Source organism: Flavobacterium shii, assembly GCF_025847235.1.
GTDB classification, from domain to species: Bacteria; Bacteroidota; Bacteroidia; order Flavobacteriales; family Flavobacteriaceae; genus Flavobacterium; species Flavobacterium shii.
The window spans coordinates 35,038-52,569 of the sequence record NZ_JAOZEW010000001.1; the positions used below are offsets into that span (position 1 = coordinate 35,038).

Below are 17,532 nucleotides of genomic sequence, written 5' to 3' on the forward strand. Positions count from 1 at the left end.
TATAACAATGAAAAAAATAATAATAACATTTATATTCAGTGCAAGTCTATTTATTTCGTGCACCGAACTAGAGGTAACACCAACCTCATTTGTAACCGAAGATAATTTCTTTAAAACACAAGATGATGCTGTCGCAAGCGTAAATGCAGTATATGCTTCTTTGAGCCTCGATCCGGGAGAACAAAGTTTATTTGGAAGAAACCTGTATTTCCTTACAGATATGGGATCGGATTATGCTGCAGCAGGAGTTTCGGCAACCAATCCTCAAGTGCGAGCAATGAGCAGTTTGACTCACGATGCAACTAATGATCGTGTACAAGTAGCTTGGCGCCAAATTTATAATGGGATAAACAGAGCCAATGTATCTATTGATAACATCCCTAAAGTATCAGGTTCGGAAGTTGTAAAAACAAGATTAATCAACGAAGCTAAATTCATCAGAGGGTTGCTGTATTTTCAGGCTGTTCGCCTTTGGGGTGGAGTTCCGATAGTCTTACATGAACCAAAATCTATTCAATTAGAAAGTCTAAAATCAAGAAGAGAAACAGTTGATGCAGTTTATAACCAAATTATATCGGACTTAAAAGATGCCGAAAACTTACCTCCTACTTATGCTTCAAGCGATGCCGGACGTGCTACTTCGGGAGCAGCAAAAGCTATTTTGGCTAAGGTATATTTGACAAGAAAAGATTGGCCAAATGCTATCCTTAAATCCAAGGAAGTTATTAATGGTGGATATGGATATGCTCTTTTTGAAAGTTTTGCAGATATTTTTAATAAAACAAAAAAGAACGGAAAAGAACATATTTTCTCTGTACAATTCGAACCAAATCAAGCAGGAAATGGATCTAGTGGAAGTACTTTTCAAGGAACTTCTTTTACGGGATTTACAGCCACAGAACCAGCAGATATAATCTCGGATGTAGCCTTATTTTATGATATCTATGAAGCAGGAGATACTAGAAGAGATGTGAGTTATGCAAAACAATTATTGAATCCTTCTACTGGAACACTTTATACTTTTCCAAAGCCAATTTTTAAAAAATACCTGGATCTTACCAATCTGGCGACACCTGGTAATGTGGCAATTAATTTCCCTATTATTCGCTATGCCGATATTCTATTGTCTTTAGCGGAAGCGATAAATGAGCAAGGAGCACCAACCACAGAAGCTTATGAATTAATCAATCAAGTAAGAAGAAGGGCTTATGGAAAGCCAATTAATACACCAGACGCAACTGTTGATTTATCAGGACTAAATCAGGTGACTTTTAGAGATGCACTTCAAGAAGAACGTAAAAAAGAATTTGTACAGGAAGGACAACGCTGGTATGATTTAGTTCGCTGGGGAACGCTGGTTACCGAAGTGAAAAAGGTCGCAGCCAAAGCTTCTGTTACAGATAGAAATAATTTATATCCAATCCCACAAAGCGAACGAAGTATTGATCCTGTAGGATTACCTCAAAACCCACTCTATTAACTACAAACCATAAAAAACTATTAAAATGAAAAAAATTAATATTAACAACACAATCAAAAGTCCTAAAAAAGCGCTTTTGATTACTGCTCTCCTGGCCACACAATTAGGAGCAGTACAAGGATTTGCACAAACAAATCCAAATCCAAATGCAAATGCAAACTTTAAAGGCGTAATAGGCAAAACCTTAGCCGACTCTAAAGAATATTGGCCTGAGCCTGTTACAGCACCAAAAGGCGCACCAAATATAATCTGGATTTTGCTTGATGATGTAGGCTTTGGTGCTTCTAGCTCTTTTGGAGGATTAATACAAACACCAACATTTGATAATTTAGCAAATAATGGTTTACGTTATACTAACTTTCATACAACAGCTATTTGTGCGCCAACACGTGCGGCATTATTAACCGGAAGAAATTCGGGTAAAGTGCATGTTAGCGGGTTTTCGCATACAGTTATGTCAGCAGGTTTTCCTGGTTGGGACGGAAGAATCCCATCTGATAAAGGAACTATCGCTGAGATTTTAAGAGATAAAGGATATAACACTTTTGCAGTTGGTAAATATGGATTGACTCCTGATGAGGAAGCTACAGATGCTGGACCGTTTGACAGATGGCCGACAGGTAAAGGTTTTGAGCACTTTTTTGGTTTCTTAGGATCACAAACCGATCAATACAAACCAGATTTAGTCGAGGATAATGCCCATGTTACCCCAGATGGCAGACATTTAACAGATCAGATTACCGATAAAGCCATTAGTTATATTACCAAGCAACATAAAGCTGCACCCGATAAACCATTCTTTTTATATTATGCACCTGGAGCAGTTCATGCACCTCATCAGGTAGCTGATTCCTGGAGCGATCAATATAAAGGTAAATTTGATGAAGGTTGGGATGTATATCGTGAAAAAGTATTGGCTAATCAGAAAAAACTGGGTGTAATTCCTGCCAATGCTATATTACCAGAACGTAATCCGCTTATTACCGATTGGAAAAAATTATCCGCAGATCAAAAGAAAGTATACGCCAGATTCATGGAAGTATATGCTGGATATCTTACTTATACCGATCATGAGATTGGAAGAATCGTAAATCATTTAAAAGAAACCAACCAATTAGAAAACACTTTAATTTTTGTTGCAATTGGAGATAATGGAGCTAGTAAAGAAGGGACTTTACAAGGTACAATTAACCAATCTCTTTTTTCTAAAACAGTATCTGATGAACAAAATCTTCAGAATAATTTAAACAATATTGGAGAAATTGGTACGGCCAAAGGATTAAATACCAATTATCCTTTAGGATGGGCACAAGCAACAAATTCGCCTTTTAAAAACTGGAAACAAGATGCGCAATCAGAAGGAGGAACACGTAACCCATTGATTGTTTATTATCCAAAAGAAATTAAAGAAAAAGGCGGTATCAGAAATCAATACAGTCATGTAACCGACTTACTTCCTACAACCTTAGACATTGCAGGAATTAAAGCTCCTGAATATATTAGAGAAATCAAACAAGATGCTATACAAGGTTCTACTTTATATGCTTCGCTAAATGATGCCAAAGCTGAGTCCTTACACAAAATACAATACTACTACATTTTTGGGAACAGAGCTATTTACAAAGATGGATGGAAAGCTGCTGCAGCACATCTTCCTGATTCATTTGCCATAAAAAATTCATTAGGCAAAAACGAAGCACCAACGCCAAGCAATTTCGATACTGATGTTTGGGAATTGTATAACCTAAACGAAGATTTTAATGAGCGTGTAAACTTGGCAAAAAAGTACCCAGAGAAATTAGCCGAACTTCAGAAATTGTTTGATGAGCAAGCAAAAGAAAACAACGTATATCCGCTAATCGACTGGCAAGATGTATTTAACAGAAGAATACATAATCTTGGTGCCGACAAAGGAAAAACACTTCAGGAATTGGCTAAAAAAGCAACACAATCTGGAGCAACAAATTAATAATAAATTATGATTCAGGTCTTTTACCTTAACATAAAAGGCCTGAATCTAATACATTTTACAGATATGAAACGAGTAGACTTTGAAATAATAGGAAAAAAAATTATCGTTGGAACGATCCTTTTTTTAGTTCCGCTAGTAATTCTAGTTGGAGGTTTAACACTAATAAATCAACTTTTAAAATAAAAAATCATGGCAACAATTCAAAATTCACAAAAAAAGCTAACAAGGGATTTGAGTATAAGTCTTTTGATATATGCATTGCCAGTGTTGGCAATTTACCTTTATTTTAGATTAAATAGTGGTATTATAAGCGAATCTCATATTGCATTACCATCATTCTTGGAATTTGCAAAACCTGCGTTCGAAAATATCCGCACTTGGGGATTAATCGTTTTTATGTTGGTTCTGGGTATCGTAGAATTTGCAGCCGGTTTATATGATGATCAATGGACAGGTGAAGAACGCAAAATAGACATTGTTTGTTTCTTGGCTCCAAAATTACTTTTACCACCAATAATTGCTTTTTTTAGTTTAACTGCATTACCTTATTTAATTCCAAATCTTCAAAACATACTTTCATGGGTTCCGTTTTGGGGAGGCTTTTTCTTAATTGCTATAGCCGATGATTTAACCCAATATTGGTACCATCGCTTGCATCATCAAGTTCCATTTTTATGGCGTTTTCATAGAACACACCATTCCGCTCCATATATGGGAATGGCGATGGCTTCCAGACAAAACTTTATTTACACCGTTTTCTTTTCTCAAATTTACTTAACGGCCACATTAACCTATTTAGGTTTAGGATTACCTGCTTTATTTGTTCTGGTTATAAAAAGTTTTATCACTCTAGGAGCGCATTCAAGTATTGCGTGGGATAAACCGTTTTACAAATACAAAGTTTTACATCCTATTGCATGGGTTCTGGAACGATTAATTTCAACTCCGGCAACACATCATGCACATCATGCAGATACAAGCGGAGACGGTGTTGGACATTTTAAAGGCAACTTTGGGAATATGTTTTTCATTTGGGATATGATCTTTGGAACAGGTTTAATCACCCGTAAATTCCCAAAATCATACGGAATCAAATCATACAAACAAGAAGAATGGTACGCACAATTTCTTTGGCCAATATTCAAATCTAAAAAAGAAGGAAGTGCTCTGGCAGAAGGAGTTCTTGCTGTTCCATTAACTCAAAAAGCAAATAATACTATTTCTAAAAGTCCAAGTCCGGCTTATTTTGAACAGCAAACACAATCATAAAGTCATGAAAAATAAAATATTTAAAAACAGTATCACAGCAGTAATCCTATTTTTTACAATTGTAAGCTTTCCGCAAGATAAAAGCTCTAGTATAATAACACTGGATTTATTTTACACGAAAATTAAAAGTCAAAAAAATCCACAGATAATTGACGCCAGAGGTCCCGAAGAATTTGCTTTAAACCATATTAATGGCGCAGTCAATTTTAATTTGGAATCAAAGAATTATGCCAAATCTGTAGCAGCCTTAGATAAATCTAAACCTGTATTTATCTATTCTATTGGTGCTGGAAGAAGTGTTTGGTTGGCAAACGAATTACTCAAAAATGGTTTCAAAGAAGCATACAGTCTCGAAGGCGGAATTGCCAATTGGATAGGAAATGGAAAACCTTTTTATGCCAATTCAAAAAGCAAATTATCAATCGCAGAATATAATAAAATCATTGCCGATAATAATTCTGTTTTGGTTGATATTGGTTCACAATATTGTGCTCCTTGTAAAAAAGTAAAACCCATTCTGGAAACCATAAAAGCGCAATATGGTGATAATTTAAAAATCGTAGAAATTGATTTAGAAGATAACCCACAAGTAATTGCCGATCTTAAGACGATAAAAGTTTTCCCAACCTTAATCCTATATCAAAAAGGAAAAATTGTTTTCAAAAAAGAAGGATTGGGCGATTTAAAAAAAGATGTTGATGGGGCTTTAGCACAAAGTAATTAAAGGTTCTGAGGTACTAAGGTTTAAAAAAAAGGTACTGAGGCACTAAGGTGCAAAGGTTCAAAGGTTTCCTGTAGAGGCGCACCGCAGTGCGTCTAACGATTCAAAGGCTTTATAGAAATAAATAATCCTTCAAGTCCTTTTAATCTGTGGCAGAAAAAGAAGCAAAGCTTTTACGCAAGATTATTATACCTACAAGGTCAAAAAAGACCTTGCAGGAAAAAACAAATAAAATTAAAATGTCAATTAAAACAAAACAATTTACAATTCACGAAGACTGGACAGTCGTTATTTTAGGATTTATAATAATTGGAATCTCCCTTTTTATTTTTCTTCCAGAAGTTCCTATTTTCAAATGGTCAAATGGAACAGATTTACTAAGTGATGTATTCGATTCCTGGAATCTACAAATCATAGGATTACAATTTATATACCTTATTTCGATAGGAACAATTGGAGCTTTTTTAATTGGAAAATCGGTAAAAAACTTTTTATTCGGTTTCCCTATAGTTTATATATTAACCGTAATCGCCTTGATTATTGCTGGAAATACTACAGTAAAAGGTTTTAATCTGGAAGCCGTAATTTTTAGCCTGATTATTGGTCTTGCCATCGGTAATTTCTTTAACCTTCCAGAATGGTTTCGTTCTGCCCTTTCTACAGAAGTATTTGTAAAAATTGGATTGGTTTTATTGGGAACCAGTGTTATATTTTCAGATATTCTAAAAGCTGGATCATTAGGATTAATTCAAGCTTTAGTAGTTGTATTATCTGTCTGGTACTTTGCTTTTTGGTTGTGCAAAAAACTAAAAGTCGATGATGAGTTAACAATGATGATTTCGAGTGCAGTTTCTATCTGCGGTGTTTCTGCTGCGATTGCTACTTCGGGAGCCATCAAAGGAGATTCCAAGAAACTATCTTATGTTATTTCGATTGTATTGGTAACAGCAATTCCTATGATGATTTTTATGCCTATTATTGCTAAGTATTTCAATTTTCCCGAAGAAGTAACCGGAGCGTGGTTAGGCGGAAGCATCGATACATCCGGAGCTGTTGTAGCTTCTGGTTCTTTGGTTGGTGAAACGGCGCTAAAAATTAGTACAATTGTAAAATTCTCTCAAAATGTATTGCTAGGAATAGCTGCTTTTGCAATATCTGTATATTGGACTTACACACATAATAACTCGTCCGAGGTTGTTGAATCAAAACCAACTTTGGGAGTTATCTGGGAGCGTTTTCCAAAATTCGTTATTGGCTTTATTGCCGCTTCATTACTATTTTCTTTCCTCCTTACTCCCGAAACTAGAGATAGCGTAAAAGACAGTTTAAAGAATCTACAAGGTATTTGGTTTGCTTTAGCTTTTACAAGTATTGGACTCGAAACCAACTTTAAAGATTTACTGAGTAATAATAGCCGAAAACCTTTGTATGCATTTTTAATCGCGCAATTATTCAATGTAATCATAACCCTAATAATCGCCTTTTTACTATTTAGCAATTAATCTAATTATGAGAACTTTGACAAAGTTAAAAAGTTAAACTCAATGATTTTCGACACTTTAAAATACCAATTAGAATGAAAAAAATAATTATCACACTAAACCTTCTACTTACAACAACCGTTTTAGTTCAGGCACAAAATAATACTCAAAAACCTAACATCATCCTAATCATGGTCGATGATATGGGCTATTCGGATTTAGGAAATTATGGTTCCGAAATAAAAACCCCAAACCTAGATAAACTAGCAAAAGAAGGATTGCGATTGCGAGAGTTTTATAATAACTCTATTTGCGCACCAACGAGAGCTTCCTTGTTAACGGGACAATATCAGCACAAAGCCGGAGTTGGTTTCTTTGATGTAAATCTAGGATTGCCAGCTTATCAGGGATATTTAAATAAAGAATCATTGACCTTGGGAGAAGTCTTTCGTTCTGGAGGTTACAGCACTTTATTATCAGGAAAATGGCACGTAGGATCCGAAGATCAGGCACAATGGCCAAACCAAAGAGGATTTGATAAATTTTATGGGATCTTAAAAGGGGCATCAAACTATTTCGATACCAAACCATTGCCTTTCGGAAAAACACCATATCCTGTAAAGTTGATTAGAAATAATGAGGAACTGCACCCAAAAGACGACTCCTATTATTTTACAGATGAAATCGGAAATAATGCCGTAACATTTCTAGAAGAACAGAATAAAGAAAACAAACCCTTCTTTTTGTATTTGGCTTTTACGGCACCACATTGGCCGCTACAAGCAAAACCAGTTGATATTGCCAAATACAGAGGCAAATTTGATGAAGGCTGGGATGTTTTAAGAGAAAAAAGAATTCAGAAACTAAAAGAAAGTGGACTCCTTCAGGCAGATCAAACAGTTGGTCCAAGAGATCCCGAAGTACCGGAATGGAGTAAACTAACCTATGACGAAAAACAATTCTGGAAAGCCAAAATGGAAGTTTACGCTGCAATGGTCGATAATATGGACCAGAATGTTGGAAAAGTTCTCAATGAATTAAAAGCGTTGAAAAAAGATAAAAATACGCTAATTATTTTCATTTCTGATAATGGCGCTCAAGGAGGTTTTAATAGTTATAACCCATTAGGAAGAAATCTTGTAAGGAATACTGGTCCGGTGGGAACTTCGGGTTCATTCGACTATCAGGAACAAAACTGGGCTTATTTATCCAATACCCCTTTGCAACAATATAAAAATAATATGCATGAAGGTGGATTTAGTTCTCCGTTTATTGCCTGGTATCCGTCCAAAATTAAAGCAGGTAGAATTGATAAAGGTACTGGACATATCATAGACCTTGCCCCTACCTTTTATGAATTGGCAGGAATAAATTACCCAAAAGAATATAATGGTGTGTCGACAAATCCTTTGGTTGGGAGTAGTTTGTTACCGGTTTTATTTGATGATGCATCTCAAGTAAACCGAGACACACCATTATTTTGGGAAAGAGCAGGAAACAGAGCCGTAAGAGATGGCAAGTGGAAACTGGTTTCTATTTACCCATCCTACGAATGGGAACTTTATAACATCGATACAGACAGAGGTGAAACTAATAATGTAGCACAGCAAAATCTAGGTATTGTGAATGAATTATCAGCAAAATATTTTGATTGGGCAGACAAAACCGGAGTAGTTGAATACAGTAAATTTAAACTTAAAACCGAGGTAATGCCTGGTGGATCTCCATTAAAAAAATAATATAGAAGACATAAGCTTGTAATTTTGCTTGCCTAAAAAAGATAACCATGTAAGTTATATAAGTTCATTTAAGAGAAGCATTTAAAAACTTACATTTTCTTTAATAACTTATATGGTTTTAAATAGTTTAATCATCGATTTAATCTTTTAATGCTCCTATTTCATTAAAATAAATCACTTTCTGGATTTATCTAGACATTCAAAAGACAGAAAAATAAGTATAAAAAATATCGTACTTATTTTTCTGTCTTTTTTTTATTTAAAAAAAACAACAATATAACTAATTAATAATCACTTAATTAAATTTAATTCACCATGATTATTTGGTACTTATCCCCTTCTATTTAAATAAATTTTAGAAAAAATTTGGTTTTTATTATAATAAATATAACTTTGTCTATAGAATTAGTAGAGTTTAAATTATATTTAAAACCAAAAAAAACTACATCTTGAAAACAACTGAAAACATAGCACATTACATTCTTCCTATAAAAAACACAAATAACACTTTTTGTTATATGTGCTTCTGTTGTTAAATCTCACACACCTATTTTGTTTACTATCGGTTTCATTTCATAGAATCCGAATTTAAGACGAATTTCTTTAAAGCCCAAAAAGCATCATATTGGATATTACAACTATCACTTTGATACAAAATTCTGTGTCAAAATGATTATCACGCTATAACTACAAATCAACTAAATAACAACTAAAAAAATAAAAATGAACCTAACTATCAATTAAGGAAAAATCCTTTCTACGGCAATAGAAATGGCATCAATAAAAGAACATTTATCTCTTAAAAAAAGGAAACCAAACAGGGTGTTTAAATTAAACTTTCAGCCTCTTTATAATTACAAAATCAGTACAAGGAATGAAAAAAAATACAAAACTTATTTTATGGATTAGCATTTTGTTTATCTCAATCGGAATCAATGCACAAAATACAGAACCTAATATTCAATCTAAACTTAACGGAACGATTGTAGATCAAATAACGAATCAACCTATTATCGGTGCATCGGTAAATATTAAAGGAACGACACATGGTGTAGAAACAGACCTAGATGGAAAATTTTATTTCCAAACAGGTCAAAAATTTCCTTACACATTAATAATTAATTACATAGGATATAATACTAAAGAAATTATAGTCGACGGAAGTCCTGTCGTAATAAAACTTACGGAACAGGTAGAAAAACTAGATGAAATAGTTGTTGTAGGATATGGCACATCGGCCAAAAAAACATTTACAGGATCAACAGCAAAAATTGAAGCCAAACAAATTGCAAATCGTCCTGCACAAAGTTTCGATCAGTTATTAGGTGGTCAGGCAGCGGGATTAAACATTGTTCAACCAAGCGGATCATTAAATAATACTCCTGTAATTAGAATTCGAGGGATAAATTCGATAACAAGTTCCTTATATCCCTTAATTATCGTAGATGGTGTAACTGTATTTACGGGAACGGCAGGTGGAGCAATTGGTAACAATCCGCTGTCCGATATTAACCCAAATGATATTGAATCTATAGATGTTTTAAAAGATGCTTCGGCAGCAGCAGTATATGGTTCTCGCGCTGCAAATGGAGTAATTGTTATCACTACTAAAAAGGGGAAAAAAGGAAAAGTAAATATCAATTATGATGTTTGGGTTAGCTGGAATAAAGCTTCTAATCTACCAAAGCTTCTAAATGCTACAGATTATGTTACAATTAAAAATGAAGCCCGAACAAATGCGGGACTTACACCAGCATTTGCCTTAGGACAAAATCCCGACGGAACAACTACAGACACAAATTGGTATGATGTAGCATATCAAACTGGAGTTTCACAAAATCATAACCTTAGCTTTTCGGGAGCAACAAATTCTACCAGCTATTTTGTTTCTACAAATTACTCCGACCAAAATGGAATTTTAAAAACCAATGAATTTAAAAAGAAAGGAATCCGTTTGAATTTTGAGCAAAAAGTAAATAATTCATTTGTCTTAGGAACAAACTTCTCTTATAATAACTCCATAAATTCAGGTCCTAATTCAGGTTCTTCAACGCCTAATTCGGTTGCATCATCGGCAGGAAATAGTGTTAACACACAATATATCGGTTTACAGCCACTTGGAAGACTTACATATATTTTACCTTCAAATATTGCTATTTACAATCCGGATGGTTCTTACAATATAAATCCTAATAACGGAAACATAGGATACGGACCTAATAACAGTGCATTAGGAGTAATTAATGCTTACAACTTGCAAACAATATTGGATTTAGACAAAAATACCTCCGAAAATAACACCTTTATAGGAAGTGTTTATGCAGAACTTGAAATTATCAAAAACCTAAAATTCAAAACTGTCTATGGCATCAATAATTTTGTTGTAGAAAACAAAGAATTTAGAAATCCATATAGCGGAGATGGTTTTTCGACTAAAGGAGCTGCTACAAATTCGAATACAAAATACTCCAGATCAAACTGGACTAATACCCTAACCTACTCGACTGTAATTAATGATAAACACAATCTAAAAGTACTATTAGGTCAAGAAAAAAATGTTCGCGAAATTAATGGTTGGGGAGCAATAAGAACAGGCTTGACAGATCCCTTTTTTACCAGTTATCAGGGAGGTTTTACAACTATTACTCCTGGTCCTTCTATCCAGACAGAAAATGTACTACTTTCTTATTTTAGCAGTATTGGCTATGATTACGATAAAAGATATTTACTGAATCTTAATTTTAGAAGAGATGGATTATCAGCATTGGCAGCTGGAAATAAATGGGGGAATTTTGGTGGTGCATCAGTAGGTTGGAATGTATCTGAAGAAGGTTTTTTCAAAAAATCATCAATAAAAGAAGTTCTTAATGCTTTGAAAGTTAGAGCCAGTTATGGAATTGTAGGGAATAGCGAATTAAACGATTATGCTGCCTTATCGCAATATACAGCGGGAACATATGGCGGAGTTCCAACACTTAATTTTGCTCAATCCGGAAATCCGAACTTAAAATGGGAAACTAGTAAGAAACTTGATTTTGGAATCAATTTAGGATTGTTTAATAATCGAATTACAATAGAAGCCGATTATTATAAAAACAACATCAATGACTTAATCCTAAATGCACCACAAGCTTTATCACAAGGAATTCCAAACAACTCTATTGCAGCAAATGTAGGATCATTATACAATAAAGGATTTGAGTTTACAGTAAATGCAAATATTATAAATGGCAATGATTTTCAATGGAATGCAAGTCTGAATTTATCAACCATAAAAAACAAAGTTACTTCATTGGGAGGATATGGGGATATTTATCCAACGGCTTTAAGCACTTTTGGAATTCAAAATGTTACTCGAGAAGGCTATTCTGTAGGATCCATTTTTGCTGTACCAACAACAGGTGTTAATCCAGAAAATGGAAATAGAGTTTATGTAAACTCAAATAACGAAGAAGTTCAGTACAATGCACTTACGAAAGCTTTTACCTATCTAAACGGAAATACCGCTCCAGCAATAGACAACTACCGTGATGGGCGTATTCAAGGTCCTTCTTTACCAACATATTACGGAGGTTTAAACAATAATTTATCTTATGGTAATTTCGATTTAACTATTGGTCTTACTTTTTCAGGTGGTAATAAATTATACAACGGTACAAGATCAACCTTATCCGATCAGCGCTTTTTTAACAACGGAACTTTCATAAAAGACCGTTGGACCACACCTGGACAAGTTACAGATGTTCCCAAATTAGTCTATGGAGATAGTTTTTCTGGTGGTTTCTCATCAAGTAACTCTGCTTATGTTGAAGATGGATCTTATTTAAAAGTAAAGAACATTGTGTTAAGTTACAGAATTCCACTTAAAAATGATCTGATTAACAAATACATAACATCTGCTAAAATATATGCTCAGGGATCTAATTTATACACTCTAACAAAATATCGTGGTTCAGATCCAGAGATTTCAATAAATGGAAACTCAATCAATTCGGGGAAAGATCAAAACGTACCTGTAAACTCATCAGTATTTACCTTAGGACTTAATGTAGGTTTATAAGGCGCTAATCTTAATTAAATAAAAACAACATGAATCTCAATTATAAAAGCTACAAAAAAAGCATCCAAAAAACGTTTATTATCGCCCCATTTATAGCATTAATATTGGCAGGATGTAGTGATAATGCTTTAGATACTGTACCGCAAACAAGTATTTCGACAGAAACAGCATTTAGCACTCCCGAAAAGATTTTGGCTCAAATAAACGGACTATACGGTCAATTTAGTAATCCGTCACTTTATGGTGGTCGTTACATAATTTTTAATGAACAAAGAGGAAATGAATTCAGCCAGAATGATGGGAACAATTCTACAGGCGCCAATGTTTGGAATCAATCCATAACTGCATCAGGAGATTTTGTAAACTCTGTTTGGAGCGTTGCTTACACCTCAATTAATTTCTCGAATATTCTAATCGATAATTTAGCAAACTCAACAGTTGTAACCGAGGATTTACGTAAAAATTATATTGCCGAAGCTAAGTTTGTAAGAGCCATTTCATATTTAAGCTTGGTACAAACGTATGCAAAACCTTATGCGCAAAACAGTGCTGCACTAGCACTTCCGTTACGCTTAAAAGGGAATACATCGGGAGGATTTAATGACTTCGCCTTTAGCAGTGTTGCCGATGTTTACACTCAAATTTTAAAAGACCTTGACGAAGCCGAAACAGATTTGCCAGATAGTTATTCAACCGCTATACTTACAGCTTCAAGAGCACACAAAGCAACAGCCATTGCCTTAAAAACCAGAGTCTATTTAAACAAAGGAGATTATGCAAAAGTAATTACTGAGGCAAGTAAACTAGTACCGGAATCAGCTCCTTTTCAATACGTTTCTGGGAGTTTAACGCATCGTTTAGAACCTAATGTTGCAACCGTTTTTGGAGGTTCATATGTGGGTAATGAAGCTATTTTCACGATTCCGTTTACAACCGCAGCAGAAGCTCCGGGATTACAAAGTGCACTTGGAGGAAATTATTTGACACCTGTAATTTATTTTAACTCAGCAGGAATTATTGCCGATGGTGTTTTTGCTTCTCCAACTTCAACAGATGCAAGAAAAGGTTTGGTTATCACAAATTCAACAGGACAAAAATTGCTTAATAAATTCAAGAAAAGCGGAGCTCCTTTTACAGATTATGTTCCAGTGATTCGCTACGCCGAGGTCCTATTGAATTACGCCGAAGCTGCAGCACAAAATAACAATTTAACCTTGGCCATAACTTTATTGTCGGCAGTTCGAAACCGTTCGGATGCAGCTTATGTTTTCACTACAGGAGTAACTACCAAAGAAGAATTGATTGCTACAATTTTAAATGAAAGAAGAATAGAACTCGTTGGCGAAGGATTCCGTACACCGGATTTATTGAGAAGAGTTCAAACACTTCCCGGAAAAACAGGAAATGCAGGTGTTGCGCCCGAGGTATTGCCTGCAGCAAGCAATTATGTTTGGGCAATTCCAAGTAACGAATTGGCTTATAACAAACTGGCTCCGAGATAAAATACTATAACCCTTTGGGCGTAATTGAAAAAAAACATTTAACACATAGAAACATAGATTCTGAGTTTTAAATAAGGAAACAAAAAGAAAAATATTTTCTCTCACATAGGATGCTATGTATATTTTAAAGAAGTGAAACGCCTCATTTGAGAAAGCAAAATCTATGCTTCTATGTGTTAAAAAATAATTACACCCAACTGATTACTATAATCTTTATAAAACAAAAAAAGAAATAACGAAATGAGAACTAATTTTAAATGGCTGTTTATAATTTTCGCTACGACGATTATTAACGCACAACAAAAAAACGTTGCCGAAAAGATTTTTATCAATGGTAATATTATTACGGTCGATGCCAAAAATAGCACTGCACAAGCTATTGCAGTCAATAACGGTAAAATTCTAGCGGTTGGAAGTAATAGTACAATCCAAAAACTAAAAGACAAAAACACGATTATTATCGACTTAAAAGGAAAAACAGTTGTACCCGGATTTATTGATGGTCATAGCCATTTTATGGGTTTATCGAGATCGACTACGGTAAATGTAGGTTCGCCACCAATGGGTGATGTTAAAAATATTGCCGACTTGGTAGACCGAATTCAGTTTTTTCAAAAGCAAAAAAATATCGCTCCAGGCGAATGGATCGATGCTTATGGATATGACCAAGATCAATTAGAAGAAAAAAGACATCCAACTAAAGAGGATCTTAATGCTGCTTTTCCAAACAATCCAGTAACCGTTACAAACATCAATGGACACATGTCGGTTTCGAATTCGTATGCCCTAAAACTTTCAGGAATTGATGCCAATACTCCTAATCCTGCCGGTGGTGCGATCGAAAGAAAAAAAGGCACCAATGAACCTACAGGATTATTACAAGAAAATGCGAGCAGATTACTTAAAAGACCCGCAAAACCTGCTCCTACTTTAGACGAACAATTAAAAGGTTTAAAAGAGCAGCAATTATTTTATGCAAGCAACGGTATTACAACTGCTCAGGATGGATACACGAGTTATGAGTCACTACAATTATTACATAAAGCGGCAGAAAAAAACGAGTTATTTATTGATATCGAAGCCCTACCGGGTTATCCAACATTAGACGAAGTATTAAAAAATCCTGATTTTAAATTTGGTGTACTAAAAAACCATTTAAAACTGGCTGGAACAAAAATGATTGCTGATGGTTCCCCACAAGGTAAAACTGCTTTTTTTAGTAAATCTTACTTAGTAGAAGTACCAGGTTGTAACCACGATGTATGCACTGGTTTTCCTAACATTACACAAGATCAGTTTAATGATTTAGTCATTAAAGCATTCAAAAATAATGTTCGTCCATTTGTACATTGCAATGGAGATGCTACGATTGATATGTATTTAAAAGCGATCGAAAATGCGAATAAAACCTTGAATACAAACAGTAACGACCGCAGACCGGTAACTATTCACTCTCAGTTTGTAAGACCCGATCAGTTAGATGATTATAAAAAACTGGGAATCATTGCCGCTTTCTTTAGTAATCACGCATTCTTTTGGGGCGATGTACATGTTCGCAACTTAGGTGTAGAAAGAGCCAGTTTTTTAAGCCCTTTAAAAACAGCCATAAATAAAGGTGTTGTCGCCACCAACCATACTGACTATCCGGTTACACCATTAAATCAGTTGTTTTTATTATGGACATCTGTAGAAAGAAAATCCCGTTCCGGACAAGTTATTGGTCCTGACGAACGTTTAACTCCTATCGAAGGTCTTCGTGCCATCACAATAAACGGTGCTTACGAATATTTCGAAGAAAATAGTAAAGGTTCAATCGAAACTGGAAAACTGGCAGATTTAGTTGTGCTTTCTGATGATTTAACCAAAATAGAACCTTCTAAAATAAAAGATATTACTGTTTTGGAAACCATAAAAGAAGGAAAGACAGTTTTTAAAAAATAATAATTTAAAACTCAAAAAATGACTCAGATAAACATAAACCCCGCACCTGTTACATCAATGATAATCCGAAAAAATACTGCCGAATTTTTCTGGCTTAGTGAAACTGTTACAGAAAACACAAACTCACTTCAGAACAAGAATACAAAAGTGAAAAAAGATTTTAAAAAAAATAAATAAAAATGATTGAAGGCAAAATTGAAACAGTAGCCATTAGAACCCCGGAAAGAGTCGCTGAAATTTCTTGGTTTAATGACATTATTGGTGGAGATACAGAATATTTAGGCGTTCTGGATAATGATCGCCGAAGCAGTTACGAACATTGTCGTGAAATAACATTAGAAGCCGAAAAACTAGGATTTAGCAGCATATTATATCCATCGGCTTATACTGTAGGACAAGACGGATTGGCTTTTGCGGCAAGTGTTGCACCCGAGACTAACAAGATTACTTTTTTACTCGCTATTCGTACTGGAGAAATTCATCCGCCAATGTTGGCGAGAGCAATTTCTTCATTAGATCACATGTTAAAAGGGAGATTGATATTGAATATAATCAACTCGGATTTACCAGGAACAAGAGAAGATCCAAATTTAAGATACCAAAGATGTTCTGAAGTTATTCAGATTTTGCAACAGGGCTGGACGCAAGACCGAATATCGCATAAAGGTGAAATCTATCAATTTGATTTGCCATCAGATCCTGTAAAATCATATCAGCAAAATGGCGGTCCATTATTATATTTTGGAGGAACTTCTCCAGGTTCCAGAGCAGTTTGTGCCAAACATTGCGATGTGTTCTTAACCTGGCCAGAATCTGAAGAATCAATGTACGCAACATTAAAAGAAATGAGCGAACGTGCCGCTGCCGAAGGACGAACAATTGATTTTGGGTTAAGAATTCATGTCATAGTTCGTGAAACACAGGAAGAAGCAAGAGCTTACGCCAAAAAGCTAATTTCAAAATTCGACGAAAAACGCGGATTAGAAATTAGAAGTCGTGGTGAAGATTCGCGCTCCTTAGGTGTTTTAAAACAGGACGAATTAAGAGAAACTTCGGATGAGGATGGTTATGTAGAAGATATTCTATGGACCGATATTGGTAAAGTTTTCTCTGGCTGCGGAAGTGGTTTGGTAGGAAGTGCCGATCAAATTATTGAAAAACTAAATCGCTATATGGACATGGGGTTTAGATCTTTCATTTTCTCCGGATTTCCATTAATTGAAGAAGCGAACTATTTTGCCAAATTAGTTTTACCACGTTTGCCTAATGCTTCGTTACCTCATTTACAAGGAAGAATTCCGCAAGAAATACCTTCGACACCTTTAACCAATGCAGAACTGGTATAGCTATAAAAATAAAAAAACAGA

The 17,532-nt window shown here is 34.8% G+C and carries 11 protein-coding genes; all 11 read left to right on the forward strand.

All coding sequences use genetic code 11. The features are described from left to right. Positions 1–7: 7 nt before the first annotated feature. The 11 genes from OIU83_RS00180 to OIU83_RS00230 all read left to right on the forward strand — a co-directional run bounded on the left by OIU83_RS00180 (position 8) and on the right by OIU83_RS00230 (position 17,511). Positions 8–1,480, forward strand: a complete 1,473-nt coding sequence (locus OIU83_RS00180; protein ID WP_264204263.1) for a RagB/SusD family nutrient uptake outer membrane protein — start codon at positions 8–10, stop codon at positions 1,478–1,480. A gap of 25 nt (positions 1,481–1,505) precedes the next feature. Then, positions 1,506–3,449: an arylsulfatase gene (locus tag OIU83_RS00185; RefSeq protein WP_264204264.1), complete on the forward strand. Its 1,944-nt coding sequence runs from the start codon at positions 1,506–1,508 to the stop codon at positions 3,447–3,449. A gap of 192 nt (positions 3,450–3,641) precedes the next feature. Continuing rightward, complete coding sequence (locus tag OIU83_RS00190) at positions 3,642–4,721, forward strand: sterol desaturase family protein (RefSeq protein ID WP_264204265.1); 1,080 nt, start codon at positions 3,642–3,644, stop codon at positions 4,719–4,721. Between the two features lie 4 nt (positions 4,722–4,725). Then, complete coding sequence (locus OIU83_RS00195) at positions 4,726–5,445, forward strand: thioredoxin domain-containing protein (protein WP_264204266.1); 720 nt, start codon at positions 4,726–4,728, stop codon at positions 5,443–5,445. Positions 5,446–5,681: 236 nt separating this feature from the next. Beyond that, the gene (locus tag OIU83_RS00200) at positions 5,682–6,944 is read left to right on the forward strand and encodes a YeiH family protein (protein WP_264204267.1); all 1,263 of its coding nucleotides are present in this window, start codon (positions 5,682–5,684) and stop codon (positions 6,942–6,944) included. Between the two features lie 74 nt (positions 6,945–7,018). After that, the gene (locus OIU83_RS00205; protein WP_264204268.1) at positions 7,019–8,662 is read left to right on the forward strand and encodes an arylsulfatase; all 1,644 of its coding nucleotides are present in this window, start codon (positions 7,019–7,021) and stop codon (positions 8,660–8,662) included. A gap of 874 nt (positions 8,663–9,536) precedes the next feature. Further along, positions 9,537–12,722, forward strand: a complete 3,186-nt coding sequence (locus OIU83_RS00210) for a SusC/RagA family TonB-linked outer membrane protein (RefSeq protein ID WP_264204269.1) — start codon at positions 9,537–9,539, stop codon at positions 12,720–12,722. A gap of 29 nt (positions 12,723–12,751) precedes the next feature. Then, positions 12,752–14,224 (forward strand): RagB/SusD family nutrient uptake outer membrane protein, encoded by a 1,473-nt coding sequence (locus OIU83_RS00215; protein WP_264204270.1) that lies wholly within the window; start codon positions 12,752–12,754, stop codon positions 14,222–14,224. A gap of 240 nt (positions 14,225–14,464) precedes the next feature. Then, positions 14,465–16,165: an amidohydrolase gene (locus tag OIU83_RS00220; protein ID WP_264204271.1), complete on the forward strand. Its 1,701-nt coding sequence runs from the start codon at positions 14,465–14,467 to the stop codon at positions 16,163–16,165. 18 nt (positions 16,166–16,183) lie between these two features. Next, entirely contained in the window at positions 16,184–16,342 is a 159-nt protein-coding gene (locus OIU83_RS00225) for a hypothetical protein (RefSeq protein ID WP_264204272.1), read from the forward strand. Positions 16,343–16,344: 2 nt separating this feature from the next. Continuing rightward, a complete protein-coding gene (locus OIU83_RS00230; RefSeq protein WP_264204273.1) occupies positions 16,345–17,511 on the forward strand; it encodes an LLM class flavin-dependent oxidoreductase in 1,167 nt (388 codons plus the stop codon). Positions 17,512–17,532 lie beyond the last annotated feature (21 nt).

Excerpts from the sequence above, each read along its gene's own strand:
- OIU83_RS00180 (WP_264204263.1), top strand. The coding sequence starts at position 8 with ATGAAAAAAATAATAATAACATTTATATTCAGTGCAAGTCTATTTATT.
- OIU83_RS00185 (WP_264204264.1), top strand. The coding sequence starts at position 1,506 with ATGAAAAAAATTAATATTAACAACACAATCAAAAGTCCTAAAAAAGCG.
- OIU83_RS00190 (WP_264204265.1), top strand. The coding sequence starts at position 3,642 with ATGGCAACAATTCAAAATTCACAAAAAAAGCTAACAAGGGATTTGAGT.
- OIU83_RS00195 (WP_264204266.1), top strand. The coding sequence starts at position 4,726 with ATGAAAAATAAAATATTTAAAAACAGTATCACAGCAGTAATCCTATTT.
- OIU83_RS00200 (WP_264204267.1), top strand. The coding sequence starts at position 5,682 with ATGTCAATTAAAACAAAACAATTTACAATTCACGAAGACTGGACAGTC.
- OIU83_RS00205 (WP_264204268.1), top strand. The coding sequence starts at position 7,019 with ATGAAAAAAATAATTATCACACTAAACCTTCTACTTACAACAACCGTT.
- OIU83_RS00210 (WP_264204269.1), top strand. The coding sequence starts at position 9,537 with ATGAAAAAAAATACAAAACTTATTTTATGGATTAGCATTTTGTTTATC.
- OIU83_RS00215 (WP_264204270.1), top strand. The coding sequence starts at position 12,752 with ATGAATCTCAATTATAAAAGCTACAAAAAAAGCATCCAAAAAACGTTT.
- OIU83_RS00220 (WP_264204271.1), top strand. The coding sequence starts at position 14,465 with ATGAGAACTAATTTTAAATGGCTGTTTATAATTTTCGCTACGACGATT.
- OIU83_RS00225 (WP_264204272.1), top strand. The coding sequence starts at position 16,184 with ATGACTCAGATAAACATAAACCCCGCACCTGTTACATCAATGATAATC.
- OIU83_RS00230 (WP_264204273.1), top strand. The coding sequence starts at position 16,345 with ATGATTGAAGGCAAAATTGAAACAGTAGCCATTAGAACCCCGGAAAGA.